Origin of the sequence: Phytopseudomonas argentinensis (assembly GCF_900113905.1) — a bacterium.
GTDB lineage: Bacteria > Pseudomonadota > Gammaproteobacteria > Pseudomonadales > Pseudomonadaceae > Aquipseudomonas > Aquipseudomonas argentinensis.
This window is the reverse complement of the sequence record NZ_FORC01000002.1, coordinates 1,208,231-1,234,046: the sequence shown is the minus strand read 5'-3', so window position 1 is coordinate 1,234,046 and position 25,816 is coordinate 1,208,231. Positions and strand designations below refer to the sequence as shown.

The following is a 25,816-nucleotide window of genomic DNA, read 5'->3' as shown; positions in this document are numbered from 1 at the left end:
CCTCCCTTGCGAGCCGAAACTGGCTCTTTTCAACCGGCGAGGTCGCGATTGGCGACTTCGCTCAGGATTCTTTCCAGCACCTGCTCGATGGACAACTGGGTGGAATCCAGCTGGATTGCGTCGGCTGCCGGCTTGAGCGGCGCCACCGCACGCTGGGTATCACGCTCATCGCGCGCCCGAATCTCATCGAGAAGACTCGCGAGATTAACATCATCGCCCTTCGCCTTCAACTGCAGGTAACGTCGGTTGGCACGTTCCTCGGCGCTGGCGGTCAGGAAAACCTTCAACGGCGCGTCCTCGAAAACCACCGTGCCCATATCCCGGCCATCGGCGATGAGCCCAGGCGCTTCGCGAAAGGCGCGCTGGCGCTGCAACAGCGCGTCACGTACCGCGGGCAGTGCGGCGACCTGGGATGCGCCGGCACCGACGGTCTCGTTGCGAATGGCATCGGTGACCTCCTCGCCTTCGAGAATGATGCGCTGCGGCTTGCCGTCAGCGGCAGCGAGGAACTGCACGTCCAGATGAGCGGCCAGCAGCTTGAGCGACGCTTCGTTGCTCAGGTCGACGCCGTGGTTGCGCGCGCAGAACGCCAGCAGGCGGTACAGCGCGCCGGAGTCCAGCAGGTTCCAGCCCAATTGCTTGGCCAGCAGGCCGGCAACCGTGCCCTTGCCCGAGCCGCTCGGCCCGTCGATGGTGATGACCGGTGCGTTGACGCTCATTGCTGCCCCTCCACGGCCACACGCATGCCAACCTGCTCGGCCAATGCGAGGAAGTTGGGGAACGAGGTAGCGACGTTGGCAGCGTCGTGGATACGGATCGGCGCACTGGCACGCAGCGAGGCAACGCTGAAGGCCATGGCGATGCGGTGGTCGCCGTGGCTGTGAACTTCACCGCCGCCGATGGTCTGGCCACCGTCGATGATGATGCCATCCGCCGTCGGTTCGACCTTGACGCCCAGGCTGGTGAGCCCGTCGGCCATCACTTGAATACGGTCGGACTCCTTCACTCGCAGCTCCTCGGCGCCGCGCAGCACGGTGCGCCCTTCGGCGCAGACGGCGGCGACGAACAGCACCGGGAATTCGTCGATGGCCAGCGGCACCAGATCCTCGGGAATCTCGATGCCCTTGAGTTTGGCGCCGCGCACGCGCAGGTCGGCCACTGGCTCGCCGCCGACTTCACGCTGGTTTTCCAGGCCGATGTCGCCGCCCATCAGGCGCAGGATCTCGATCACGCCGATACGGGTCGGGTTGATGCCGACGTGCTCGAGCAGCAGGTCAGAACCTTCGGCGATGGACGCCGCCACCAGAAAGAACGCCGCCGAGGAAATGTCCGCTGGCACTTCGATACGGGTGGCAGTCAGCTTACCGCCAGCCTGCAGGGAGGCAACCGGGCCGTTGGACTCGACGGCATAACCGAAGCCGCGCAGCATGCGCTCGGTGTGGTCGCGGGTCGGCGCCGGCTCGGTCACGGTGGTCACGCCTTCGGCGTACAGGCCGGCCAGCAGCAGGCAGGACTTAACCTGGGCACTGGCCATCGGCAAGGTGTAGGTCAGCGCCTTGAGCTTGCTGCCGCCACGGATGGTCAGCGGCGGGCGACCGTCCGGGCCGGTCTCGACCACTGCGCCCATTTCCCGCAGCGGATTGGCCACGCGGTTCATCGGGCGCTTGGACAGCGAGGCGTCGCCGGTCATGGTCACGTCGAACGGCTGGCCAGCCAGCAGGCCGGAAAGCAGGCGCATCGAAGTGCCGGAGTTGCCGACATAGATCGGGCCGGGTGGCGGCTTCAAGCCATGCAAGCCAACGCCGTGGATGGTCACGCGGCCGTGGTGCGGCCCTTCGATGACCACGCCCATGTCGCGAAAGGCCTGCAGGGTCGCCAGAGCATCTTCGCCCTCTAGGAAACCTTCAACCTCGGTCGTGCCCTCGGCCAGCGAGCCGAGCATGATCGAGCGGTGCGAAATGGACTTGTCGCCCGGTACGCGGATGCGGCCGACGACCTTGCCGCCAGGATTTGCCAGAAAAACCAAATCGTTCGAGTGCATAGCGTCCACATAGGCCCGGCGGGCCAGTATTTTGCTGAAATGTTCGCGGGCCACCCGGGCGCGGGTGAACACGCCCAACAGGTGATGCCCGTCCCCTGCGTCGACCGCGTCGCGCAAGGCGTCGAGGTCGTCGCGAAATACATCCAAGGTGCGCAGCACAGCTTCGCGGTTAGCGAGAAAGATGTCGTGCCACATGACCGGATCGCTGCCGGCGATTCTCGTGAAATCGCGGAAGCCGCCGGCGGCGTAGCGGAAGATTTCCAGATTTTCGTTGCGTTTGGCCAGCGAGTCGACCAGCCCGAAGGCCAGCAGGTGCGGCAGGTGGCTGGTGGCAGCGAGTACCTGGTCGTGGTGTTCGACCTGCATATGCTCGACATCGGCGCCCAGCTCGCGCCACAGCTGATCGACGCGCTGCAGCGCAACCGCATCGGTCTGCGCCAGCGGTGTGAGGATCACCTTGTGGCGCTTGAACAGCTCGCCATTGGCTGCCTCCACCCCGCTCTGCTCGGAGCCGGCTATCGGGTGGCCCGGCACGAAACGCGCCGGCACGCCGCCAAACATCGCCTCGGCAGCACGCACCACATTGCCTTTGGCGCTGCCTGCATCGGTAAGGATGGCATCGCCCAGATCCAGCTTCGCCAACTCAGCAAGTACCCGCTCCATGGCCAGGATAGGCACCGCCAGCATGATCACATCGGCGCCTACGCACGCGGCAGCCAACTGCTCTTCGCAGCGGTCGACCACGCCGAGTTCGACGGCCAGGCGCCGCGACTGGGCGTCCAGATCGACGCCCACCACCTCACGGCACACGCCACGGGCACGCAGGCCCTTGGCAAAGGAGCCGCCGATCAGCCCCAGACCAACGACGACCAGGCGCTCGACCAGCGGTTTCAAGGGTGCAGTGCGTTCAGTCACGCGTTCAGCACCTTGCGCAGCGCTTCCAGGAAGCGGGCGTTCTCGGCCGGCAAACCAATGGAAACACGCAGGTGATTAGGCATGCCGTAGCCGGCCACCGGGCGCACGATCACGCCTTCACGCAGCAGCCCCTGGTTGATCGCTGAGGTATCGCGGCCAAAGTCGATGGCCAGGAAGTTGGCCTTGGACGGAATCCAGCCCAGGCCCAGCTCGCGGCAGCCTTCTTGCAGTTGCAGCATGCCGGCGGTATTCACCTCACGGCTGCGCGCCAGGTACTCGGCATCGTCGAACGCCGCACAGGCGGCGGCCAGGGCGAAGCTGTTGACGTTGAACGGTTGGCGAACCCGGTTCAGCACGTCCGCCACTTCGGGCCGGCTCAAGCCGTAGCCGACACGCAGCGACGCCAGGCCGTAGGCCTTGGAGAAGGTGCGCGACACCAGCAGATTGGCGTGGTCGGCGAGGTAATCGATGCCGTTCGGCAACTCGTCGCCATCGGCGTATTCGATATAGGCCTCGTCCAGCACCACCAGCACGTTTTCCGGCACAGCGGCGAGGAAGTCGCGCAGGGCCTGCTTGCCGAACCAGGTGCCGGTGGGGTTGTTGGGGTTGGCGATGAACACCACGCGGGTGTTGGCATCGATGGCCGCCAGCATGGCCGGCAGGTCGTGACCGAAATTCACCGCCGGAACGACCTTGGCCTGGGCACCGACCGCCTGGGTGGCAATCGGGTAGACCGCGAACGCGTGCTCGCTGAACACCGCATTCAGGCCGGGCGCCAGGTAGGCACGGGCGACCAGCTCGAGAATGTCGTTGGAGCCATTGCCCAGGGTCACCTGGGCGGTGGTCACGCCGCAGCGCTCGGCCAGCAAGGTCTTGAGGCTGAAGCCGTTGCCGTCCGGGTAGCGGGTCAGCTCATCGAGTTCGGCGCGAATCGCCGCCAGCGCCTTGGGGCTCGGGCCGAGCGGGTTTTCGTTGCTGGCCAGCTTGACGATGCTCGCCGGGTCCATGTTCAGCTCGCGGGCCAACTCATCGACCGGCTTGCCAGGCACGTAGGGGGACAGTTTCTGCACGCCTGGCTGGGCCAGGGCAATGAAATCACAACTCATAAACAGGCCTCAGGCCGCAGGTCTCGGGTGACGAGCACAAGCCTGATTTTGCCTGTCGCCCGCAACCCGCGGCCTGGAGCCGCAGTTAAAGTACTGCCTTGGGATAGGAACCCAGCACCTTGAGTGCCACGGCTTCCTGATTGATTTTTTCCAGTACGTCCTTGATCAGCGGGTCGCGGTGGTGACCGACGAAATCGATGAAGAAGGCGTAGGTCCACTTGCCGCTGCGCGACGGGCGGGTTTCGATGCGGGTCAGGTCGATGCCGTTCTGATGGAAAGGCACCAGCAGCTCGTGCAGGGCACCGGGCTTGTTGCGCATCGAAACGATCACCGAGGTCTTGTCGTCGCCGGTGGGCGGCACTTCCTGGTTGCCGATGATCAGAAAGCGCGTGGAGTTGTCCGGGCGATCCTCGATCTTTTCCGCCAGACGGGTCAGGCCGTACAGGTTGGCCGCCATGTCACCGGCAATCGCCGCCGAATTCCACTCGCTCTTCACCCGGCGCGCCGCATCGGCGTTGCTGGAAACGGCCACGCGCTCGACGTTCGGGTAATGGGCATCCAGCCACTTGCGGCACTGGGCCAGAGACTGGGCATGAGAGTAGATGCGGGTGATGCGGTCGGTCTTGGTGGCATCGCCCACCAGCAGGTGATGGTGGATGCGCAGCTCCACCTCGCCGCAGATCACCAGATCGTGCTCGAGGAAGCTGTCGAGGGTGTGGTTGACCGCGCCCTCGGTGGAGTTTTCCACCGGCACCACGCCGAAGTTGACGGCGCCGGCCACCACTTCGCGGAACACTTCGTCGATCGCCGCCATCGGCTGGCTGATCACCGCGTGGCCGAAATGCTTCATCGCCGCCGCCTGGGAGAAGGTGCCTTCCGGCCCCAGGTAGGCGACCTTCAACGGATTCTCCAGGGCAAGGCAGGAGGACATGATCTCGCGGAACAGCCGCGCCATGTCTTCGTTGCCGAGCGGGCCGCGGTTGCGCTCCATCACCCGCTTGAGCACCTGCGCCTCACGCTCGGGGCGGTAGAACACCGGCACCTCGCCTTCGGCCAAAGTCGCCATTTTCACCCGAGCCACTTCCTCGGCGCAGCGCGCACGGTCACTGATCAGCTCGAGGATCTTCTCGTCCAGGCTGTCGATGCGCAGGCGCAGGGCCTGCAGGGCCTGGTCAGTATTGGCGTCGTTGCTCATCAGCCGTGCTCCTTCTCGAACTCCGCCATATAGGCGACCAGCGCCTCGACCGCATCCAGGCCCACGGCGTTATAGATGGAGGCGCGCATGCCGCCAACCGAACGGTGGCCCTTGAGATTGAGCAGGCCGCGGGCATCGGCGCCAGCCAGGAACGGCTTGTCGAGGCGTTCGTCAGCCAGGCGGAACGGCACGTTCATCCACGAGCGGGCATTCTTGGCGATCGGGTTGCTGTAGAACTCGCTGGAATCGATGACCTTGTACAGCAGGTCCTTCTTGGCCTTGTTGCGCTGCTCCATGGCGGCAACCCCGCCCTGCTCCTTGAGCCACTCGAAGACCAGGCCGGACAGGTACCAGCTGAAGGTCGCCGGAGTGTTGTACATCGAGCCGTTATCGGCGGCGATCTTGTAATTGAGCATGGTCGGGCAACTGCTGCGCGCGCGACCGAGCAGGTCTTCGCGGATGATCGCCACCACCAGGCCGCTGGGGCCGATGTTCTTCTGGGCGCCAGCGTAGATCAGGCCGAACTTGGAGATATCCACTTCACGGGACAGGATGTCCGAGGACATGTCGACCACCAGCGGAACGTCGCCCGCCTCGGGAATCCAGTCGAACTGCAGGCCGCCAATGGTTTCGTTGCTGGCGTAGTGCAGGTAGGCGGCGTTCTTGGACAGTTGCCACTCGTTCTGGCCAGGAATGGCGAAGTAATCGTAGGGCTTGGCGCTGGCGGCGACGTTGACGTTGCCGTAGCGACGCGCCTCGTCGATGCTCTTCTTCGACCAGATGCCGGTATCGATGTAATCCGCGGTGCCGTCTTCAGGCAGCAGATTGAGCGGGATTTCCGCGAACTGCTGACTGGCGCCACCCTGCAGGAACAGCACCTTGTAGTCGGAGGGAATGGTCAGCAGGTCGCGCAGATCCTGCTCGGCCTTTTCGGCGATGGCCACGTACTCGTCGCTGCGGTGGCTCATTTCCATGACGGAAAGGCCCTTCCCCTGCCAGTCGAGCAACTCGGCCTGGGCACGCTGCAGAACGGCTTCGGGAAGCGCGGCAGGGCCGGCGCAGAAATTAAAGGCTCGCTTGCTCACAATTCACTCTCGCTTGACTGTCTGGTTACAGCACTACAACTACCTGGCGAAATGCTGCCTGCAATGCCGTGACACTGCAGGCAGAGCGGCGCGTTTAGGCGTCGCGATCTTCTTCTGCTGGCTCGTCGCCCTCTGCTGCCGGCTCTTCGCCTGGGATGGCTTCATCGGTTTCGGCGACGACCACCGGATTGCCCTCTTCGTCCAGAACCTCTTCGAGGTCTTCCCCGGAAGGCTCCTGCACGCGCTCCAGGCCGACCAGTTTCTCGTCCTTGGCCAGCTTGATCAGGGTTACGCCCTGGGTGTTACGGCCGGAACTGGAAACTTCATCGACACGAGTACGCACCAGGGTGCCCTGGTCGGAAATCAGCATGATTTCCTCGCCGTCCTGCACCTGGATGGCGCCGATCAGTGGGCCATTACGCTCCTTGGTGATCATGCCGATCACGCCCTGGCCGCCACGGCCGCGACGCGGGAACTTGGACAGCGCGGTGCGCTTGCCAAAGCCACGCTCGGAGGCGGTGAGGATCTGCGCACCGGATTCCGGGATCAGCATGGAGATCAGGCGCTGATCCTTGCCGATACGCATGCCGCGGATACCACGGGCACCACGGCCCATGACACGCACCACGCTCTCGGCGAAACGAATCACCTTGCCGGCGCTGGAGAACAGCATCACTTCCTTGGAACCGTCGGTGATGGCAGCGGCAATCAGGGTGTCGCCTTCCTTCAGTTTCAGGGCGATCAGGCCGTTGGAGCGCGGACGGCTGAACTGCACCAGCGGGGTCTTCTTCACGGTGCCGGAGGCGGTGGCCATGAAGATGTAGGCGCCAGTCGGCTCGGCCACCAGCTCGGCGGTCTCACCTTCGACTTCTTCGACCTCGGCGACTTCGGCCACTTCTTCGGCTTCGACGATCTCGCCTTCGAGCACGGCGTCGTCGCTGTCGTCCACGTCATCGGCGCCGGCCTGCTGCTGCAGGGCCTCGAGGTCGATCTGCAGCATGGTGGTGATGTATTCACCCTCTTCCAGCGGCAGCAGGTTGACCAGCGGACGGCCGCGGGCGGCACGGGATGCTTCGGGAATTTCGTAGGTCTTGAGCCAGTACACCTTGCCCTTGCTGGAGAACAGCAGCAGCGTGGCGTGGCTGTTGGCGACCAGCAGGTGAGCGATGTAGTCCTCGTCCTTGATGCCGGTGGCCGACTTGCCCTTGCCGCCACGGCGCTGGGCCTGGTAGGCGGTCAGTGGCTGAGTCTTGGCATAACCGCCGTAGGAGATGGTCACCACGCGCTCTTCTTGCGGGATCATGTCACCCAGGGTCAGGTCCAGACGCGAATCGAGGATCTCGGTACGGCGCTTGTCGCCGAACTCGGCCTTGACCGCTTCCAGCTCCTCGCGAATCACTTCCATCAGGCGCTCGGCGCTGGTCAGGATGCGGATCAGCTCGCCGATCTGGTTGAGGATCTCCTGGTACTCGGCCAGCAGCTTCTCGTGCTCCAGACCGGTCAGGCGGTGCAGGCGCAGGTCGAGGATCGCCTGGGCCTGTTCCGGCGACAGGTAGTACTTGCCGTCACGCAGGCCGTATTGCGGATCGAGACCTTCCGGGCGGCAGGAGTCGGCACCGGCGCGCTCGACCATGGCTTCCACGGCGGTGGATTCCCAGGCGGTGGAAATCAGCGCCTCCTTGGCTTCCGATGGTGTCGGCGAGGCCTTGATCAGGGCGATCACCGGGTCGATGTTGGACAGCGCGACCGCCTGGCCTTCGAGGATGTGACCACGCTCACGGGCCTTGCGCAGCTCGAACACGGTACGCCGGGTGACCACCTCGCGGCGGTGCAGGATGAAAGCCTCGAGCATGTCCTTGAGGTTGAGGATCTTCGGCTGGCCGTCGATCAGTGCCACCACGTTGATGCCGAACACGCTCTGCATCTGGGTCTGGGCGTAGAGGTTGTTGAGGATCACCTCGGGCACTTCGCCGCGGCGCAGCTCGATGACCACGCGCATGCCGTCCTTGTCGGACTCGTCACGCAGCTCGGTGATGCCCTCGAGCTTCTTCTCCTTGACCAGCTCGGCGATCTTCTCGATCAGACGGGCCTTGTTCAGCTGGTACGGCAGCTCGGTGACGACGATCTGCTGGCGACCGCCGACCTTGTCGATGTCTTCGACTTCGGCGCGGGCACGGATGTAAATGCGCCCGCGGCCGGTGCGGTACGCTTCGACGATACCGGCGCGGCCGTTGATGATCCCTGCGGTGGGGAAATCCGGGCCGGGGATGTACTGCATCAGCTCATCGACGGTCAGTTCCGGGCTGTCGATCAGCGCCAGGCAGCCGTCGATCACTTCGCCCAGGTTGTGCGGCGGAATGTTGGTCGCCATGCCCACGGCGATACCGCTGGAACCGTTGACCAGCAGGTTGGGGATCTTGGTCGGCATGACCGCCGGGATCTGCTCGGTGCCGTCGTAGTTGGGCACCCAGTCGACGGTTTCCTTGTGCAGGTCGGCCAGCAGTTCGTGGGCCAGTTTGGTCATGCGCACTTCGGTGTATCGCATGGCCGCGGCGTTGTCGCCGTCCACCGAACCGAAGTTGCCCTGGCCGTCGACCAGCAGGTAGCGCAGCGAGAACGGCTGCGCCATCCGCACGATGGTGTCGTAAACGGCGGTATCACCGTGGGGGTGGTATTTACCAATGACGTCACCGACCACACGGGCGGATTTCTTGTAGGGCTTGTTCCAGTCGTTGCCCAGCTCGCTCATGGCGAACAGCACCCGGCGATGCACGGGCTTCAGGCCGTCGCGCGCATCCGGCAAAGCACGCCCGACGATCACGCTCATCGCGTAGTCGAGGTACGACTGTTTCAGTTCATCTTCGATGTTGACCGGGAGGATTTCTTTGGCCAGTTCGCCCATGAGTAGCCTGATTCCTTTTTTCTGATGAAACTCCGCCAGGCCCATATGGAGCCTGGCGAAGCGCGTCGCGATGGCATCAGGCCAGCGACGACTCACGACAAATCAATACGTTATGTCATGCATTCGAGCAGTGACGGCAGCCGCAGGCGGTGCCCCTGAAAACTGCCGGAGCTTACCACAAAGCGCGTCCCGCACCTATCCCCGCAGGCGCATGAACCGCGCGACTCAGTGCAGCCGCCTGCGGCACATCAACTGCGTGAGCTTGGCTGCGTCCGGGCGCTCGACCACGCCGCGCTCGGTGACCAGAAAATCCACCAGATCGGCCGGCGTCACGTCGTATTGCGGCGCTACCTCGTCAACCCCGTCGACTCGCTCGGTCCCGGCGTAAGCAAGCGGACCATCGCCAAGCTCGTGAAAATCCTCTTCGCCGCTCTCGGCCGCAAGGTCGATGACCGCGCTTGGCGCCACCACCATCAAGCGCACACCGTGGTGCATGGCCGCCACCGCCAGCTGGTAGGTACCGATCACCCCCAGCACATCGCCATTGGCGGCGATGCGCTCGGCGCCGACGACGGCCCAGGTCACGCCGCGCACCTTCATGACATGGGCCAGCGCCGCATCGGCACTCAGCGCCACGGCGATGCCCTCCTGGCTCAGCTCCCAGGCCGCCAGTCGGGCGCCCTGCAACTGCGGGCGGCTTTCGCCCAGGTAGCAGCGCTCCAGCAGGCCTTCGAGCTGCGCCGCGCGCACCACCCCGAGCGCCGTGCCGATGCCGCCACTGGCCAGCGCGCCGGCGCAGCCGATACTCAACAGGTTCTGCAGGTTGCCCTGAAAACCACGGATCAGCTCGACGCCCAACTGGGCCATGGCCAGGTTGGCCTCGCGGTCACGCTGTTGAGCGCCGCAGGCTTCGTCTTCCAGCACCGCAAGCGGTTGCGCGCCGGGCTTCATCAGCGCCAGGCGCTGGTGCATGGCCGCCAGCAGGCGCGCGCCCTCGGCAGCTGGCAAGCCGGCCGCGCACAAGGCATCGATATCGACCTGCAGTCCGGCCCGCCAATCACCACCTTCGGTCATGCGCTGCCGAGCACCCAGCACCAGCGCGTAACCACAGCAGATCTCCCTGGCAGCGGCACCCTGCAAAGCCCCACCGGCCAGCATAGTGGCGACCGCCGAGACCGTATGGCAGGCGTGCCAGACCTGCTCGCCGGGCAGGCGGCGTTGATCGAGTACGTGCAGCGCACCCTCGCGCCATACGAAACCCACGACCTGCTCGGCAGCCAGCAAACGCTCGCGCATCACCTACTCCATCCTAGAAAGCCGGCCAGTATACGCCCGGCGGGCAACTGGCGGCACGTCGCGCACCTTCAAGACCGCGGCATTCCTCTATAGACTCGGGGTTTTCGCTGACGGAACCTAGCCATGGCCGACGCCCCGCTCGACCTTTTACTGCTGCCCACCTGGCTGGTGCCGGTCGAGCCCGCCGGCGTGGTGCTGCATGATCACGGCCTGGGCATCAAGGACGGCAAGATCGCCTTGATCGCGCCGCGCGACGAAGCCCTGCGCCGTGGCGCGGCGGCGATCCGCGAGCTGCCCGGTCGCCTGCTCACACCGGGATTGGTCAATGCCCACGGTCATGCAGCCATGACCCTGTTTCGCGGCCTGGCCGACGACCTGCCGTTGATGACCTGGCTGGAAAAGCACATCTGGCCGGCGGAGGCCAAATGGGTCGATGAGCAGTTCGTCCAGGATGGCACCGAGCTGGCCATCGCCGAGCAGATAAAGAGCGGCATCAGCTGTTTCGCCGACATGTACTTCTTCCCGGAGATGGCCTGTGAGCGCGTACACGCCAGCGGCATGCGCGCGCAGATCAGCATTCCGGTGCTGGATTTCGCCATTCCCGGAGCCCGCGACGCCGACGAGGCGCTGCGCAAGGGCGTGACACTGTTCGACGACATGAAACATCACCCGCGTATCAGCGTCGCTTTCGGCCCCCACGCCCCCTACACGGTCAGCGATGCCAACCTGGAAAAGCTGCGTATCCTCGCCGAAGAGGTGGACGGCGGCATCCATATGCACGTGCAGGAAACCGCCTTCGAAGTGCAGCAGAGCCTGGAGCACTATGGCGAGCGCCCACTGGCGCGCCTGAATCGCCTGGGCCTGCTCGGCCCGCGCTTTCAGGCCGTGCACATGACGCAGATCGACGACGAAGACATCGCCCTGCTGGTGGCGACCAACAGCAGCGTGATCCACTGCCCGGAATCCAACCTCAAGCTGGCCAGCGGCTTCTGCCCGGTCGAGAAGCTCTGGCAGGCAGGGGTCAACGTCGCCGTCGGCACCGATGGCGCCGCCAGCAACAACGACCTCGACCTGCTTGGCGAAACCCGCACCGCCGCGCTGTTGGCCAAGGCCGTGGCGGGCTCGGCCAGCGCCCTGGACGCCCATCGCGCCCTGCGCATGGCGACCCTCAATGGCGCCCGCGCTCTGGGCCTGGATGGCGAGATCGGCTCGCTGGAGCTGGGCAAATCCGCCGACATCGTCGCCTTTGACCTGCGTGGCCTGGCCCAGCATCCGGTCTACGATGCCGTTTCGCAGCTGATCTACGCCACCTCGCGGGACTGCGTCGAGCACCTCTGGGTTGCCGGCAAGCCGCTGCTCGAAGATCGCCGGCTGACCCGCCTGGACGAGCAGCGCATCATCGCCACCACCCGGCAATGGGGGGCGAAAATAGCCGGGCGTCCGGCACATTGATCACAAAAGCCGGCAAATTGTCACACGGTAATGGCCAGTAATCCGTCACAGCCGCCGCGCAAAACTGGCAACATGGACGCCTATCGCGTCCTGTCATACGCATTCGCTTTATTCAGGGAAAACCATGAGCAACGTCGACCACGCTGAAATCGCCAAATTCGAAGCCCTCGCCCACCGCTGGTGGGACAAGGAAAGCGAGTTCAAGCCCTTGCACGAGATCAACCCGTTGCGCGTCAACTGGATTGACGAGCGCGCCGGTCTGGCCGGCAAGAAGGTGCTCGACGTCGGTTGTGGTGGCGGTATTCTCAGCGAAGCCATGGCACAGCGTGGCGCCACGGTCACCGGCATCGACATGGGTGAAGCGCCACTGGCGGTGGCGCGCCTGCACCAACTGGAATCGGGCGTGGAAGTCGATTACCGGCAGATCACCGCCGAAGCCATGGCTGAAGAGATGCCCGGCCAGTTCGATGTGGTCACCTGCCTAGAAATGCTCGAGCACGTTCCCGATCCCTCTTCGGTGATTCGCGCCTGCCAGAAGCTGGTCAAGCCCGGCGGCCAGGTGTTCTTCTCCACCATCAACCGCAACCCCAAGGCCTACCTGTTCGCCGTGATCGGTGCCGAATACATCCTGCGCCTGCTGCCGCGCGGCACCCATGATTTCAAGAAATTCATCCGCCCCTCGGAACTGGGCGCCTGGAGCCGCCAGGCCGGCCTCGAGGTCAAGGACATCATCGGCCTGACCTACAACCCGCTGACCAAGCACTACAAGCTGGCCAACGACGTAGACGTCAACTACATGGTGCACACCCGCAAGGCCGACTGATCGACCTGCCCTCGCCTCAGGCCGCCGAAACGGGCGGCCGCTGGGCCAGCGCCTGGATCCACCGCGCGTAGGCCTCGACCGCCAGCCCCACGTCCTCCACGGCCACCGCCTCGGCCGGGTTATGGCTGATGCCGCCAGCACAACGCACGAACAGCATGCCGACCGGCCAGCGTTCGGCCATGGCGATGGCGTCATGGCCAGCGCCACTGGGCAGCGACAGGCTGCGCCCCTGCACCTCACTCAACACCTGCGCCAGGCAAGCCTGCATGGCCGGATCGCAGCGGGTCGCCGAAATGCCGTAATACGGGTTGGCATGGAACTGCAGCCCGCGCTGCCAGGCAATCGCCTCGCCTTCACCGAGAAGCGCGTCGAGCAGCTCTGCCAGCACCAGATCCTCTGCCCCCCGCACATCCAGGGTCAACTCGACCTCGCCAGGGATGACATTGACCGCACCCGGGTGGCATTGCAGGCGGCCCACGGTGGCCACCAGTTGCGGGTTGTGCCGTTGCGTGAGCGCCTCGATGGCGACCATCCACTGCGCGGCTGCGGCCAGGGCATCCTGGCGATGCCCCATCGGCACCGTACCGGCATGACCGGCCTGACCGACGAAACGGCAATTGAGGCGACGCGCACCATTGATGGCGGTCACCACGCCCAGCGCCAGACTTTCGCGCTCCAGGCACGGCCCCTGTTCGATATGCAGTTCCAGATAGCCGGCAAAATCCTCGTCCCGGCGCTCGGCATCGGCGATCCTCACCGCGTCGAGGCCGAACTCCGCCAGTGCCTCGGCCACCGTAACGCCATTGGCATCGGCCTGATCGAGCCATGCTGGCGGCCAGTTGCCGATCAGGCCACGGCTGCCCAGCAGGGTAATACCGAAGCGCGTGCCCTCCTCGTCGGCGAACCCGACGATCTCGATGGCCAGCGGCAGGCGGATTCCCAGGTCATGAAAGCGCTGCACCACCTCGATGGCGGCGACCACGCCAAGCATACCGTCGTAGCGCCCGGCATTGCGCACGGTGTCCAGGTGCGAGCCGAGCAGCAACGCCTGGGCGCTGGCACGCTGGCCCTCATAGCGGCCGCAGATATTGCCGACGGCGTCCTGCCAGGTGCGCATGCCGGCCGCCTGCATCCACTCGCCCACCAGCGCATTGGCGCGCCGGTGTTCGGGCGACAGGTAGACCCGGGTCAGGCCCTCGGCGGATTCGCTGATCGCGGCCAATTCGTCGCAGCGCGCCATGACCCGCGCCGCGGCCAACTGATTGTCCAGGGCGCCCATCAGCCGCGCTCGCCATAGTGATCCCAGGCCGCCTGCATGGCCGCGCCCTGGGTGGTGCGCAGGCCAAGCCGGTTGAGCACCGCCTCCAGGGCGCTGAGGGTCTGCATCACGCAATCCTTGCGGGCGTTGTAGCCCATGGTGCCGATGCGCCAGATCTTGCCGGCCAACGGTCCGAACGAGGTGCCGATCTCGATGCCGAAGTCCTGCAGCAGGATCTGGCGCACCTGCTCGCCATGCACACCGTCGGGAATCACCACGCCCAGCACGTTGTTCATCTTGTGCTCGAGGTTGCCGAAGGTCTCCAGGCCCATGCCCTGAATGCCCTTGAGCAGCGCGTCGCCGTGCAGCTTGTGGCGCGCGATGGCGGCGTCCAGGCCCTCTTCGAGCAGCACACGGGCGCACTCACGGGCAGCGAACAGCGCCGAGGTGGCTTCGGTGTGATGATTGAGGCGCTCGGGGCCCCAGTAATCGAGGATCATGCCGAGGTCGAAATAGTTGGAGTAGATCATCTCGTCGTCGCCATCCCGGTGGGCAGCGGTGCGGATGCCGGCCTCCACATGGGCGCGGCGGCGAATCGCTTCCACCATGGGCTCGCTGAGAGTGATCGGCGCGGTACCGGATGGCCCGCCCAGGCACTTCTGCAGGCCGGCGGACACCGCATCCAGGCCCCAGGCATCGGCTTCCAGCGGGTTGCCGCCCAGGGAGGCGGTGGCGTCGGTATAGAACAGCACACCGTGGCGCCGGCAGATTTCGCCCAGCTCGGGCAGTGGCTGCAGCATGGTGGTCGAGGTGTCGCCCTGTACGGTCAGCAGCAGGCGCGGCTTGACCTGCTTGATCGCATCCTCGATCTGCTGCGCGTTGAACACTTCGCCCCAGGGCACTTCGATGCTGTGCACCTCGGCGCGGCAGCGTCGGGCGATCTCGCAGAGCAGATGGCCGAAGCGGCCGAATACCGGCACCAGCACCTTGTCGCCCGGGCGAATCGCCGACACCAGGATGGCCTCGATGCCGGCCCGCGAAGTGCCGTCGACCAGCAAGGTGGCGGCATTGGCGCTGCGGAACACGCCGCGATAGAGGGCCATCACTTCGTTCATGTAGCCAGTCATGGCCGGGTCGTACTGGCCGATCAACTGGCTGGACATGGCGCGCAGCACGCGCGGGTCGGCATTGATCGGGCCGGGGCCCATGAGCAGGCGCTGGGGCGGATTGACGGGCAGGAAAGTCGTGTTCATCTGCTGGTTCTCGTTCTGGTGACGCTCAGTTCAGTCCGCGTACGGACGAGATGAATTGCTTGAGTTCGGCGCTCTGCGGGTTGGCGAACAGCTCGCGACTGGGGCCCTGCTCCCATACCCGCCCCTGGTGCATGAACACCACGCGGTCGCCGACTTCCTGGGCGAAGTTCATTTCGTGGGTGACCAGGATCAGGGTCATGCCCTCCTTGGCCAGTTGCTCGAGCACCTTGAGCACCTCGCCGACCAGCTCCGGATCGAGCGCCGAGGTGATCTCGTCGCACAGCAGCACTTTGGGCGACATGGCCAGCGCCCGGGCAATGGCGACGCGCTGCTGCTGGCCGCCGGAGAGGCTTGCCGGATAGTAGTCCAGGCGATCACCCAGGCCCACCTTCTCGAGCATGCGCGCCGCCAGCTCACGGCACTCGGCATCGCTCTTCTTCAGCACGCGACGCGGCGCCAGCATGACGTTCTCGCGGGCGGTCATGTGCGGGAACAGGTTGAAGCTCTGGAACACCATGCCCACCGACCGGCTGATCTCCCGGGCCTGGGAATCGCGGTCGGTGACGGTCATGCCGGCGAGCTTGATGCTGCCGTCCTGATAGCCCTCCAGCCCATTGATGCAGCGCAGCAAGGTGCTTTTGCCCGAACCGCTGCGGCCGATGATCGACACCACCTCGCCCACCTCGATATCGAGATCGACCCCCTTGAGCACGTGGTTGTCGCCGTAGTACTTCTGTACCTGATCAATGGTGATGAGCGGCATTGAATTTCTTCTCCAGATACTGGCTGTAACGCGACAGCGGATAACACATCAGGAAGTAGCCCAGCGCCACCAGGCCGAACACCTTGAAGGGCTCGTAGGTGACGTTGTTGAGGATGGTGCCGGCCTTGGTCAACTCGACGAAACCGATGATCGACGCCAGCGCCGTGCCCTTGACCACCTGCACGGCGAAGCCCACGGTCGGCGCGATGCCGATGCGCAGCGCCTGGGGCAGGATGACGCGAAACAGGCTCTGCCCGAAATCCAGGCCCAGGCAACGGCAGGCTTCCCACTGGCCCTTGGGCAAGGCGCGGATGCTGCCGTGCCAGATATCCATCAGGAACGCACTGGTATAGAGGGTCAGCGCCAGCGAGGCTGCGGTCCAGGGCGACACGTCGATGCCCAGCAAGGCCACGCCGAAGAACGCCAGGAACAGTTGCATCAGCAGCGGCGTGCCCTGGAACAACTCGGTGTAGCCGCGAACCAGCCAGTGCGGCCAGGCCCGCTTGGACAAGCGCGCCATGACCAGCGGAATGGCCACCAGGGTGCCGCCGATGAAGGCCGTGAGCGACAACAGCACGGTCCAGCGCGCGGCCAGCAGCAGGTTGCGCAGGATGTCCCAGTCGGTAAAGGTGGTCATCATGGCTGCTCTCCAAACCACTTGCGCCCGACCGCCAGCAGCAACTGGCGCATGGCGATGGACAGCGCCAGGTACATCAGGGTGGTCACCAGGTAAACCTCGAAGCTCAGGAAGGTACGTGACTGGATCAGGTTGGCGGCGAAGGTCAGTTCCTCATGGGAAACCTGGGAAACCACCGACGAGCCAAGCATCACGATGATGCACTGGCTGACCAGCGCCGGATAAATGCGCTTCAGCGACGGCGGCAACACCACCCGGACGAAGGTTTGCGTGCGGCTCAGGCCCAGCACGCGGCCGGCCTCCCACTGGCCACGGGGCGTGACCTGGATACCGGCGCGGATGATCTCGGTGCTGTAGGCCCCCAGGTTGATCAGCATGGCCAGCAACGCCGCCTCGCCCGCCGTCAGCTTCACCCCCAGGTTCGGCAGACCGAAGACGATGAAGAACAGCTGCACCACGAACGGCGTGTTGCGGATCAGCTCGACGTAGACGCCCCAGAGGCGACCGAGCATGCTCGGCCGGCCGCTGCGCAGGGCCGCGCCAAGAATGCCCAGGGCCACACCGCCCACGGTCGCCATCACCGTGAGCTGGATGGTCACCCACAGGCCGGAGAGCAGCTCCGGCCAGTAGGGCCACAGGGCGGAAAAATTCAGCTGCGCCATCATCGTCAGCCCTTACGCGCCCAGGTTCGACGGCAGCGGCGCCTTCAGCCATTGTTCGGACAGGCCATTGAGGGTGCCATCGGCCTTGGCCTGCTCGATCAGCGCGTCGACCCTGGCTTTCAGCGCCGCTTCGCCCTTGCGCAGGCCGATGTAGCAGGGCGAATCCTTGAGCATGAATTTGGCGACGGGCGCGCGGGCAGCGTTCTGGCGCTCGATGGCGGCGACCACCAGGTTGCCGGTGGCAACGAACTCCACCTGCCCGGACAGGTAGGCCGACAGGGTCGTGTTGTTGTCTTCGTAGCGCTTGACCTGGGCACCTGCGGGCGCCACTTCGGTGAGCACCATGTCCTCGACGGCGCCACGGGTCACGCCAATCGACTTGCCGACCAACGCTTCGGCATTCTCCAGGGTGCTGTCCTTGGCGCCGAATACACCGAGAAAGAACGGTGCGTAGGCCGTACTGAAATCGATCACCTGCTCACGCTCGGCGTTCTTGCCCAGGCTGGAAATCACCAGATCGACCTTGTCAGTCTGCAGATAAGGCACACGGTTGGCGCTGGTGACCGGCACCAGTTGCAACTTAAGTTTCATCTCCTTGGCCAGGTACCTGGCCATGTCGATGTCGTACCCCTGAGGCTGCAGATCGGTGCCCACGGAACCAAAGGGTGGGAAGTCCTGTGGCACGGCGATACGGATCACGCCGCGTTTTTCGATCTCTTGCAACTGGTCGGCCAGCGCAGTGGTGGCCTGGGTCAGCAGCAGGCCTGCGGTCAGTAGTGCGATCAATGCCTTCATCGGCTTCACCCCATCATCGTCAGTCATGAAACGAAAGATTCTTAATATTCGGATCTGCAACCAACGTGCCATGGCGTTTTCTGGCCATGTTTTTTCGGAAAACCAGTTGAATGCTGCCTTGCAAGCCAGTAACAGCGGGGGCCTAGAACCCGGAACTACGACTTCCAATGCGCGCTGACGAGGCGAAACCCCCGAATCAAGCGCCACAAAAAAGGGCGCCACCTGGCGCCCTTGCGTTTTCGCGCACCACGAAAGCGCACTAACGCTGTTCCAGCTCGTCCAGTTGCCCATACAACTCGGCGATCTGATGAATGCGCTGGCGGCCACGGGCCAGCTGCTCGTGCAACAGCGCGTTGACCAGCAGGTTGATCAGGCTATTGGCACTGGCGTAGCTGTCGAATGCCGACACGCTGTCCAGTGGCGCGCACAGATGCCAGCGCGCCAGTTCGATGATGCCCCGGGCCTGGGGTTCGCAGATCACCAGGGTCGGCACCTGCTGTGCCTGCAGCACGTGCAGAAGCGGGCGGATGATCCGCGGGCGGCGCCTGAATCCGAGCACCACCACCATGTCTTCGGCGGTCAGCTCGACCAGCTCCTCGGCCAATGTCTGCCCTGGCTGGGGCAGCACCTGGACGCCACTGCGCACCTGCAGCAACTGCTGGCGCAGGTGCAGGGCCACGGGAAAGGCATTGCGCATGCCGACGACGAAAACCCGCTTGCTGCTGCCCAGCGCCTGCACCACTTCACCGAACTGCTCGGCGTCGATGGCATTCACCCACTGGGCAAGGTTGGCCATCTCCTGCTTGTAATGGCGGGCCAGCAAGGTGTTGCCCTGCACTACGTCGCGACTGTCGGCCACCGGCATGCCGCTATGGCGCAGGCTGCGCTGCTCCTCGCGCATGTCCTTGTACTTCTCGTAGCCCAGGCGCTTGAACAACCGGCTGACGGTGGCCTTGGAGACCCCGGCGAGCCGGGCCAGCTCGGCGCTGTTGTAGCTGACCAGGTCGTCATAGTGGTCGAGTACGAAGTCAGCAATACGCTGCTCCTGGGGCGCAAGCTGGGAATAGTGGCTGCGCAAACGTTCATCGAGTCGAGTCATGGCGGCGCCTTGTAACTTTCGTTTCATTCAGTCGATGATATAGGAAGTCACCTGCCAGCCTGAAGTCGCCGCGCAGAAATTCATCGCCCCGCACCCGAGGTGCCAAGCCGCCACCTTCGCAAGGAGATCACCATGCCCCCGATCACGCTCGACTGGGCCGCCTATGTCGCCCAGATGGAACAGGTTCTGGCCCTGGAGCTGGACGACGCACGTCGCCACGAACTGCTGACCCAGTTCAGCCGCATCGCCGCGATGGCAGCGCCGCTGATGGAATTCACGCTCGATGACCGACTGGAAGTCGCCGGGGTATACCAGGCATGAATCCCGCCCTGCTTTCCATCAGCGAACTCAGAAAGGCCCTGGCGGCCGGCGAACTCAGCGCCGGGGAAATCACCGAGCACAGCCTGGCAGCCATCGAGCGCCAGAATCCGGCGATCAACGCCTGGACGCAGATCACCGGGCAGCGCATGCGCGACGAGGCCGAGCGGCTGGATCGCCAGCGACGGGAAGGCTCGTCCCTGCCGCCATTGGCAGCGGTGCCCTATGCAGTGAAGAACCTGTTCGACGTCGCCGGCTATTCGACCCTGGCCGGCGCGCGGCTGTTCCAGAACCGACCGCCCGCGCAGGCCGACGCCTGGGCCGTGCGCCAGCTGTCAGCCAGCGGCGCCCTGCTCTCGGGCATGCTCAACATGGATGCCTATGCCTATGGCTTCACTACGGAAAACACCCATTTCGGCGCGACCCGCAACCCCCATGACCTGTCGCGCATTGCCGGCGGCTCCTCCGGCGGCTCGGCAGCGGCAGTCGCCGCCGGGCTGGTGACTTTCTCCCTGGGCAGCGACACCAACGGTTCGATTCGCGTACCGGCCTCGCTGTGCGGGATCTTCGGGCTCAAGCCCACCTTTGGCCGGCTGGCGCGCAGCGGCTCGCATCCCTTCGTGGGCAGTCTCGATCATATCGGGCCGCTGGCGCGCAGCACCGCCGACCTCGCCGCGGTGTACGACGCGCTGCAAGGGCATGATCCTGCAGACGGTTTTCAGGCCAGCCAGCCCACGCAAGCGGTATCGGCGCTCCTCGAGCAGGGTCTGGGCGGCCTGCGCGTTGGCGTACTGGGCGGCTACTTCCAGCAGTGGTGCGACGACAGCGCCCGCGATGCCGTAGCCCGGGCCGCCAAGGCCCTGAACGCCAGCGAAGAAATCACCCTGGCGGACGCCGAGCTGGCCCGCACCTCGGCGTTCATCATCAGCGCCAGCGAGGGCGGCAACACCTACCTGCCGGCGCTGCGTAACTCACCGGAAGTCTTCGAGCCGCTGTCGCGCGAACGGCTGCTGGCCGGCGCGATGATTCCCGCCGCCTGGTACGTCCAGGCCCAGCGCTTCCGGCGTCACTTCCAGCAGCAGGTACTGCCGCTGTTCAATGGCATCGATGTGCTGATCGCCCCCGCGACGCCCACCAGCGCGACGCCCATTGGCCAGGAAACCCTGCGCCTCAATGGCGTCGACCTGCCCACCCGCGCCAGCATGGGCATGCTGGCGCAGCCGATTTCCTTTCTCGGCCTGCCGGTGGTCAGCGCGCCGCTGCGCACAGCCGCCGGCCTGCCGATTGGCGTGCAACTGATCGCCGCGCCATTTCGCGAAGACGCATGCCTGCGTGCTGCCGCAGCCTTGGAGCGCATGGGCATCGCGCAAGTCCAAGCCGTGAATCTGGAGTGAAGCCATGAACCCTGAACAACTGGACCTGCCCGCCGTGCAGGCAGAAGTCACCGCTGCCTTCCAGCGCTACGAACAGGCGTTGATCAGCAATGATATCGCCGTGCTCGACGAGCTGTTCTGGCACGACCCGCGCACGGTTCGCCTGGGAGCCGCCGAGAACCTCTACGGGATCGACGAGGTCCGTGCATTCCGAGCCGCGCGACCAGCCGCCGGCCTGCACCGCGAATTGCGCAATACGGTGATCACCACCTACGGCGAGGACTTCGCCGTATGCAGCACCGAGTTCACCCGCGAAGGCAGCCAGCGCATCGGCCGCCAGCAGCAGAGCTGGGTAAGACTGGACGGCCAGTGGCGCATCGTCGCCGCCCAGGTCAGCCTGATGAGCTGAGCGGCTGCACACTGCGACAAACTGACATACAGTAGGAGCACCTGTGCCGCCCCATCGGGCGCCGTAAACTGGCAACATGCGCTTCATGACCGTTGCCCAATCCAGTGCGGGCACACGCCAACGCTAGACTCGAACTCCAAGGAGGCCTGATGCGCTTGCGCGCGGTTCTTTTCGACATGGATGGCACGCTGCTCGACAGCGCGCCGGACTTCATCGCCATCTGCCAGGCCATGCGCGCCGAACGCGGGCTACCGCCGGTGGAAGAAAAGCTGATTCGTGACCACGTATCGGGCGGCGCGAGGGCGATGATCATCAACGCCTTCGATATCGACCCGATGAATCCGGGCTTCGAAGCCCTGCGCCTGGAGTTTCTCGAGCGTTATCAGGAGCACTGCGCGGTGCTGACCCGCCCCTACGACGGTATCGAAGCGCTGCTCGAGGATATCGAACGGGCCAGGCTGATCTGGGGCGTGGTGACCAACAAGCCACTGCGCTTCGCCGAGCCGATCATGCAGCGCCTGGGGCTGGCCGAGCGCTCCTCGATCCTGATCTGCCCGGATCACGTGACCCGCAGCAAGCCAGACCCCGAACCGATGATCCTGGCCTGCTCGACCCTCAAGCTCGACCCCGCCAGCGTGCTGTTCGTCGGCGACGACCTGCGCGACATCGAATCCGGCCGCGACGCCGGCACCAAGACCGCGGCGGTCACCTACGGCTATATCCATCCCGACGACAACCCTCGCCACTGGGGCGCCGACGTGGTCATCGACCATCCGCTGGAACTGCGCCAGGTGCTCGATCAGGCGTTGTGCAGCTGCTGAGTCGTCGCCGTCCTCCTGGCGGCTGCCGGTGCTTCCCAAGTGTCCATGAGCCCGGATAAGCCTGCTGTGTCAGTGGCGGGCTTCACCTAATGCAACATTTGAAATCAAGGATCTTCCATGTTCGATTACAGCGCCCGCCCCGACCTGCTCAAGGATCGCGTGATCCTGGTGACTGGCGCCGGACGAGGTATTGGTGCGACTGCCGCCCGCACCTACGCGGCCCACGGCGCCAGCGTGCTGCTGCTGGGCAAGAGCGAAGAGAACCTGGCGCGCACCTATGACGCCATCGAGCAAGCCGGCCACCCACAGCCGGTGGTGATTCCGTTCGACCTGGAAAACGCGCTGCCGCACCAGTACAACGAGCTGGCGGCGATGATCGAAAAGGAGTTCGGCAAACTCGACGGCCTGTTGCACAACGCTTCGATCATTGGCCCGCGCACGCCGCTGGAGCAGTTGTCCGGGGAAAACTTCATGCGCGTCATGCAGGTCAACGTCAACGCCATGTTCATGCTCACCAGTACGCTGCTGCCGCTGCTCAAGCTGTCCGCCGATGCCTCGGTGGTGTTCACCTCCAGCAGCGTCGGTCGCAAGGGCCGCGCCTACTGGGGCGCCTACGCGGTGTCGAAGTTCGCCACGGAAGGCTTGATGCAGGTGATGGCCGACGAAGTCGAAGGCATCACGACCATTCGCGCCAACAGCGTCAACCCGGGCGGTACCCGTACCGACATGCGCGCCCAGGCCTATCCAGGCGAGGATCCGCAGACCAGGCCGACGCCGGAGGCCATCATGCCGGTTTACCTGTACCTCATGGGTCCCGATAGCCAGGGCATCAACGGGCAGGCATTCGACGCCCAGTAAGCGATGCAGAAGTGGCGCATTGCAGGGCTACCCCGGCATTTCTCATCCTGCGGCGGCTGCGACATTAAATTGTCACGGCCACTGATAAAAGCGGCAATTGCTTGCCGTGATTCTGGCGGCCGATTGCCATCAGTGGCGCTCTGCCTGCATCCAGTCGTCGCAACCCATTGAACCTCAAGGCTTTCAGAACAGCCTAAAAGACTGGCACGAAAATAGCTCTGTAGCTCAGAAGCTGCAATGAAGCGCCAGAGGTTCTCAAAATGGTTCCACCTAGCCAGAAAAACACGATCGATTTCGACGCTGCCAAACTGCAGCGCCTCGGTTTCTCATCTCGCAAAAAAGAGCAGACCCGCCCGGTCAGCCTGGCGCAACTGCGCCAGCGCCTCGGCCTGGAACTGCAGACCAGTCTGGATGCCGAGCGCATCCTGAACATGTTCTATCGCGAGCTGCAGCACCTGGTGGCGGTGGATTCGCTGGGCTATCAACACCTGAGCAGCGACCTGCGCCTGGATATTGGCCAGCCCGCCAATCACTCGGCCACCTACCGCCTCAGCCACGAAAGCGAGTACCTGGGCGAGCTGACCTTCCGGCGCCGCCAGCGCTTCTCCGACCAGGAGCTTGCGCAACTGGAATCGCTGCTGGCCAGCCTCATGTATCCGCTGCGCAACGCCCTGCTCTACCGAGTGGCGATTCAGAGCGCGCTGCGTGACCCGCTGACCAACACCGGGAACCGCGTCGCCATGGATCAGATGCTCAGCCGCGAGATCGATCTGGCGCGCCGCAACTGCCAGCCTTTATCGCTGTTGATGCTGGATATCGACCACTTCAAGGGCATCAACGACGAACATGGCCACAGCGCTGGTGATGAAGTGCTGAAGGCCGTCGCCAGTACCCTTAAGGATCAGCTGCGCAACATCGACATGGTCTTCCGCTATGGCGGCGAGGAGTTCCTGGTGCTGCTGTCCGGCACGCCACGCGAGGGCGCCCAGCTGGTGGGCGAGCGACTGCGTGAGGCCGTACAGGGCTTACAGTGCGTAGCCCAGGGCAAACCAGTGAAGATGTCCATCAGCCTGGGCTGCGCCACGCTGGAGGCCGGAGAGTCGGCGGACAGCCTGCTTCAGCGCGCCGACAAGGCGCTTTACAGCGCCAAACGCGATGGCCGCAACCGCCTCGCCATAGCCGGCTGATAAACGCGCACGCCCAATGCAAAAGGGCCCCATCCGTGAGGATTGGGGCCCTTTTTTCTATGCCTGGCTCGAGGCTGTCACTGCGGCTTGCGACTGCCACGGCCAAAACCTGGGCGCTGGCCATCGCCGGCCGGGCGGCTGCGCCGCTTATCGCCATCGGCCGGCTTGCGCGGCCCGCGCTCGCTCGACTCGCCCCGCGGTTTGCCAGGCTTCTTGCCCACATCACGGGGGCGTTCGGCAACCGGGGTACCCCGATTCGCTTCGCCACGTGGCGGGCGCGGTGCCCGAGCTGGACGCTCGCCCGACTCTTCACGGGAGCCGCGCCCACTGCCCGAACTCGGCGCAGTGCTGCCAACTGCAGGTCGCAGGGCGCGGCCCGGTCGCTCGCCGCGACCAACCGGCTTGGCCGCCTTGCGCTGCAGGCGATCGAGCTTGTCGCGGGTCTTTTCCTTCATTTCCGGCAGGGCGACCGGCTTGAGGCCAACCTCTTCGCTGAGAATGTCGACTTCGCGCTGGCCCATTTCCCGCCAGCGGCCCATCGGCAGGTCGGAAGTCATGAATACCGGGCCGAAACGCACGCGCTTCAGGCGGCTGACCACCAGGCCCTGGGATTCCCACAGACGGCGTACTTCGCGGTTACGACCTTCCATGACCACGCAGTGGTACCAGTGGTTGAAACCTTCACCGCCGGGTGCTTCCTTGATGTCGGTGAACTTGGCCGGGCCGTCTTCGAGCATCACCCCCGCCTTGAGGCGCTCGATCATCTCTTCGTCGACTTCGCCACGTACGCGCACCGCGTACTCGCGGTCCATCTGGTAGGACGGGTGCATCAGGCGGTTGGCCAGCTCACCATCGGTGGTGAACATCAGCAGGCCGGTAGTGTTGATGTCCAGGCGGCCGATGTTGATCCAGCGACCCTCTTTCGGGCGCGGCAGGCGGTCGAACACCGTCGGCCGACCTTCCGGGTCGTCACGGGTGCAGATCTCGCCATCGGGCTTGTTGTAGATCAGCACACGGCGCACGGTCTCGGCGGCTTCTTCGCGGCGCAGCACGCGGCCGTCGATGGCGATGGCGTCATGCAGGTCGACGCGCTGGCCGAGCGATGCATCCTTGCCGTTGACCTTGACGCGGCCAGCCGCGATCCAGGCTTCGATTTCCCGACGCGAGGCCAGGCCCATGCGCGCCAGGACTTTCTGCAGTTTTTCGCCAGCGGGGCTGTATTCTTCGGTTTCACTCATCTGGGCACCTCCCGGTGTTTTCTGGTGATGGGACGATCAAGTCGTCGAAGGGGCGCGCATCATACGCGTATAAGGTGTGCAGCGCACCTGGCAGCAGAGCATAGTTGCGACTGACGGGGTCTCGCGACCATCTGTCGGCAAGCGCCGCAATCAACGCTTGCAACGTGCCTTCGAGCCCATGGCCAGCAGGCGCATGTCCGCCTCGGCGGCGACCAGGCGCTGCTCGGCCTTGTCGAGTTTCTTCCAGGCCTTGATTTCCGCCTTGCTGCGCCCGCAACCGAGGCAGATGCCGTCATCGAATTTGCAGACGCTGATGCAGGGGTCTTTCAT

24 protein-coding genes are annotated in these 25,816 nt (G+C 64.8%); 8 read left to right on the top strand and 16 right to left on the bottom strand.

From position 1 onward, the window contains the following. Window positions 1-29: 29 nt before the first annotated feature. The 7 genes from cmk to BM154_RS14155 all read right to left on the bottom strand — a co-directional run bounded on the left by cmk (window position 30) and on the right by BM154_RS14155 (window position 10,540). Window positions 30-719: a (d)CMP kinase gene (gene cmk, locus BM154_RS14185; RefSeq protein ID WP_074885003.1), complete on the bottom strand. Its 690-nt coding sequence runs from the start codon at window positions 717-719 to the stop codon at window positions 30-32. Then, window positions 716-2,956: a bifunctional prephenate dehydrogenase/3-phosphoshikimate 1-carboxyvinyltransferase gene (locus BM154_RS14180; protein ID WP_074885000.1), complete on the bottom strand. Its 2,241-nt coding sequence runs from the start codon at window positions 2,954-2,956 to the stop codon at window positions 716-718. The genes cmk and BM154_RS14180 overlap by 4 nt, the downstream gene beginning before the upstream one ends. Next, on the bottom strand, window positions 2,953-4,062 hold the full coding sequence (gene hisC, locus BM154_RS14175) for a histidinol-phosphate transaminase (RefSeq protein WP_074884997.1): 1,110 nt from the start codon (window positions 4,060-4,062) through the stop codon (window positions 2,953-2,955). Before hisC ends, BM154_RS14180 begins: the two co-directional genes overlap by 4 nt. Before the next feature lie 85 nt (window positions 4,063-4,147). After that, window positions 4,148-5,257 carry a prephenate dehydratase gene (gene pheA / locus BM154_RS14170; RefSeq protein ID WP_074884994.1) on the bottom strand — a complete coding sequence of 370 codons (1,110 nt, stop codon included), beginning with the start codon at window positions 5,255-5,257 and terminating at the stop codon, window positions 4,148-4,150. Next, the gene (gene serC, locus BM154_RS14165; RefSeq protein WP_074884991.1) at window positions 5,257-6,342 is read right to left on the bottom strand and encodes a 3-phosphoserine/phosphohydroxythreonine transaminase; all 1,086 of its coding nucleotides are present in this window, start codon (window positions 6,340-6,342) and stop codon (window positions 5,257-5,259) included. Before serC ends, pheA begins: the two co-directional genes overlap by 1 nt. Window positions 6,343-6,436: 94 nt before the next feature. Further along, window positions 6,437-9,244 carry a DNA gyrase subunit A gene (gyrA, locus tag BM154_RS14160; protein WP_074884988.1) on the bottom strand — a complete coding sequence of 936 codons (2,808 nt, stop codon included), beginning with the start codon at window positions 9,242-9,244 and terminating at the stop codon, window positions 6,437-6,439. A gap of 225 nt (window positions 9,245-9,469) precedes the next feature. Continuing rightward, on the bottom strand, window positions 9,470-10,540 hold the full coding sequence (locus tag BM154_RS14155; RefSeq protein ID WP_074884985.1) for a s-methyl-5-thioribose-1-phosphate isomerase: 1,071 nt from the start codon (window positions 10,538-10,540) through the stop codon (window positions 9,470-9,472). A gap of 123 nt (window positions 10,541-10,663) precedes the next feature. Between BM154_RS14155 and BM154_RS14150 the strand changes: the two genes are divergently transcribed. Both BM154_RS14150 and ubiG read left to right on the top strand, forming a co-directional pair. Beyond that, on the top strand, window positions 10,664-11,992 hold the full coding sequence (locus BM154_RS14150; protein WP_074884982.1) for a TRZ/ATZ family hydrolase: 1,329 nt from the start codon (window positions 10,664-10,666) through the stop codon (window positions 11,990-11,992). A 124-nt stretch (window positions 11,993-12,116) separates the two neighbouring features. Continuing rightward, window positions 12,117-12,815, top strand: coding sequence for a bifunctional 2-polyprenyl-6-hydroxyphenol methylase/3-demethylubiquinol 3-O-methyltransferase UbiG (ubiG, locus tag BM154_RS14145; protein ID WP_074884979.1), 699 nt, complete (start codon window positions 12,117-12,119; stop codon window positions 12,813-12,815). Window positions 12,816-12,831: 16 nt separating this feature from the next. On the opposite strand, the gene hpxK is transcribed toward ubiG, so the two are convergent. The 7 genes from hpxK to BM154_RS14110 form a co-directional block, all read right to left on the bottom strand. Further along, complete coding sequence (gene hpxK, locus BM154_RS14140; protein WP_074884976.1) at window positions 12,832-14,094, bottom strand: allantoate amidohydrolase; 1,263 nt, start codon at window positions 14,092-14,094, stop codon at window positions 12,832-12,834. Next, entirely contained in the window at window positions 14,094-15,326 is a 1,233-nt protein-coding gene (locus BM154_RS14135) for a pyridoxal-phosphate-dependent aminotransferase family protein (RefSeq protein WP_074884974.1), read from the bottom strand. The genes hpxK and BM154_RS14135 overlap by 1 nt, the downstream gene beginning before the upstream one ends. A 25-nt stretch (window positions 15,327-15,351) precedes the next feature. Further along, complete coding sequence (locus BM154_RS14130; RefSeq protein ID WP_074884971.1) at window positions 15,352-16,089, bottom strand: amino acid ABC transporter ATP-binding protein; 738 nt, start codon at window positions 16,087-16,089, stop codon at window positions 15,352-15,354. Continuing rightward, window positions 16,070-16,726 (bottom strand): amino acid ABC transporter permease, encoded by a 657-nt coding sequence (locus tag BM154_RS14125; protein ID WP_074885383.1) that lies wholly within the window; start codon window positions 16,724-16,726, stop codon window positions 16,070-16,072. The genes BM154_RS14130 and BM154_RS14125 overlap by 20 nt, the downstream gene beginning before the upstream one ends. After that, window positions 16,726-17,391, bottom strand: a complete 666-nt coding sequence (locus BM154_RS14120) for an amino acid ABC transporter permease (protein ID WP_074884968.1) — start codon at window positions 17,389-17,391, stop codon at window positions 16,726-16,728. The genes BM154_RS14125 and BM154_RS14120 overlap by 1 nt, the downstream gene beginning before the upstream one ends. Before the next feature lie 9 nt (window positions 17,392-17,400). Then, window positions 17,401-18,210, bottom strand: coding sequence for a transporter substrate-binding domain-containing protein (locus BM154_RS14115; RefSeq protein WP_425272834.1), 810 nt, complete (start codon window positions 18,208-18,210; stop codon window positions 17,401-17,403). 232 nt (window positions 18,211-18,442) lie between these two features. Beyond that, window positions 18,443-19,282 carry a MurR/RpiR family transcriptional regulator gene (locus tag BM154_RS14110; RefSeq protein WP_074884965.1) on the bottom strand — a complete coding sequence of 280 codons (840 nt, stop codon included), beginning with the start codon at window positions 19,280-19,282 and terminating at the stop codon, window positions 18,443-18,445. Window positions 19,283-19,414: 132 nt separating this feature from the next. Between BM154_RS14110 and hpxX the strand changes: the two genes are divergently transcribed. The 6 genes from hpxX (at window position 19,415) to BM154_RS14080 (ending at window position 24,248) form a co-directional block, all read left to right on the top strand. Then, on the top strand, window positions 19,415-19,603 hold the full coding sequence (gene hpxX, locus BM154_RS14105; protein ID WP_074884962.1) for an oxalurate catabolism protein HpxX: 189 nt from the start codon (window positions 19,415-19,417) through the stop codon (window positions 19,601-19,603). After that, window positions 19,600-20,994 carry an AtzE family amidohydrolase gene (locus BM154_RS14100; RefSeq protein WP_074884959.1) on the top strand — a complete coding sequence of 465 codons (1,395 nt, stop codon included), beginning with the start codon at window positions 19,600-19,602 and terminating at the stop codon, window positions 20,992-20,994. Before hpxX ends, BM154_RS14100 begins: the two co-directional genes overlap by 4 nt. A gap of 4 nt (window positions 20,995-20,998) precedes the next feature. After that, entirely contained in the window at window positions 20,999-21,382 is a 384-nt protein-coding gene (hpxZ, locus tag BM154_RS14095) for an oxalurate catabolism protein HpxZ (protein WP_074884957.1), read from the top strand. A 149-nt stretch (window positions 21,383-21,531) separates the two neighbouring features. After that, a complete protein-coding gene (gene mupP / locus BM154_RS14090) occupies window positions 21,532-22,203 on the top strand; it encodes an N-acetylmuramic acid 6-phosphate phosphatase MupP (RefSeq protein WP_074884953.1) in 672 nt (223 codons plus the stop codon). Between the two features lie 117 nt (window positions 22,204-22,320). Continuing rightward, window positions 22,321-23,061, top strand: a complete 741-nt coding sequence (locus BM154_RS14085) for a YciK family oxidoreductase (RefSeq protein ID WP_074884950.1) — start codon at window positions 22,321-22,323, stop codon at window positions 23,059-23,061. A 260-nt stretch (window positions 23,062-23,321) separates the two neighbouring features. Continuing rightward, a complete protein-coding gene (locus tag BM154_RS14080) occupies window positions 23,322-24,248 on the top strand; it encodes a GGDEF domain-containing protein (protein WP_074884947.1) in 927 nt (308 codons plus the stop codon). A 77-nt stretch (window positions 24,249-24,325) separates the two neighbouring features. On the opposite strand, the gene rluB is transcribed toward BM154_RS14080, so the two are convergent. Further along, complete coding sequence (gene rluB, locus BM154_RS14075) at window positions 24,326-25,486, bottom strand: 23S rRNA pseudouridine(2605) synthase RluB (protein WP_074884944.1); 1,161 nt, start codon at window positions 25,484-25,486, stop codon at window positions 24,326-24,328. 150 nt (window positions 25,487-25,636) lie between these two features. Beyond that, window positions 25,637-25,816, bottom strand: a complete 180-nt coding sequence (locus BM154_RS14070; RefSeq protein WP_074884941.1) for a DUF1289 domain-containing protein — start codon at window positions 25,814-25,816, stop codon at window positions 25,637-25,639.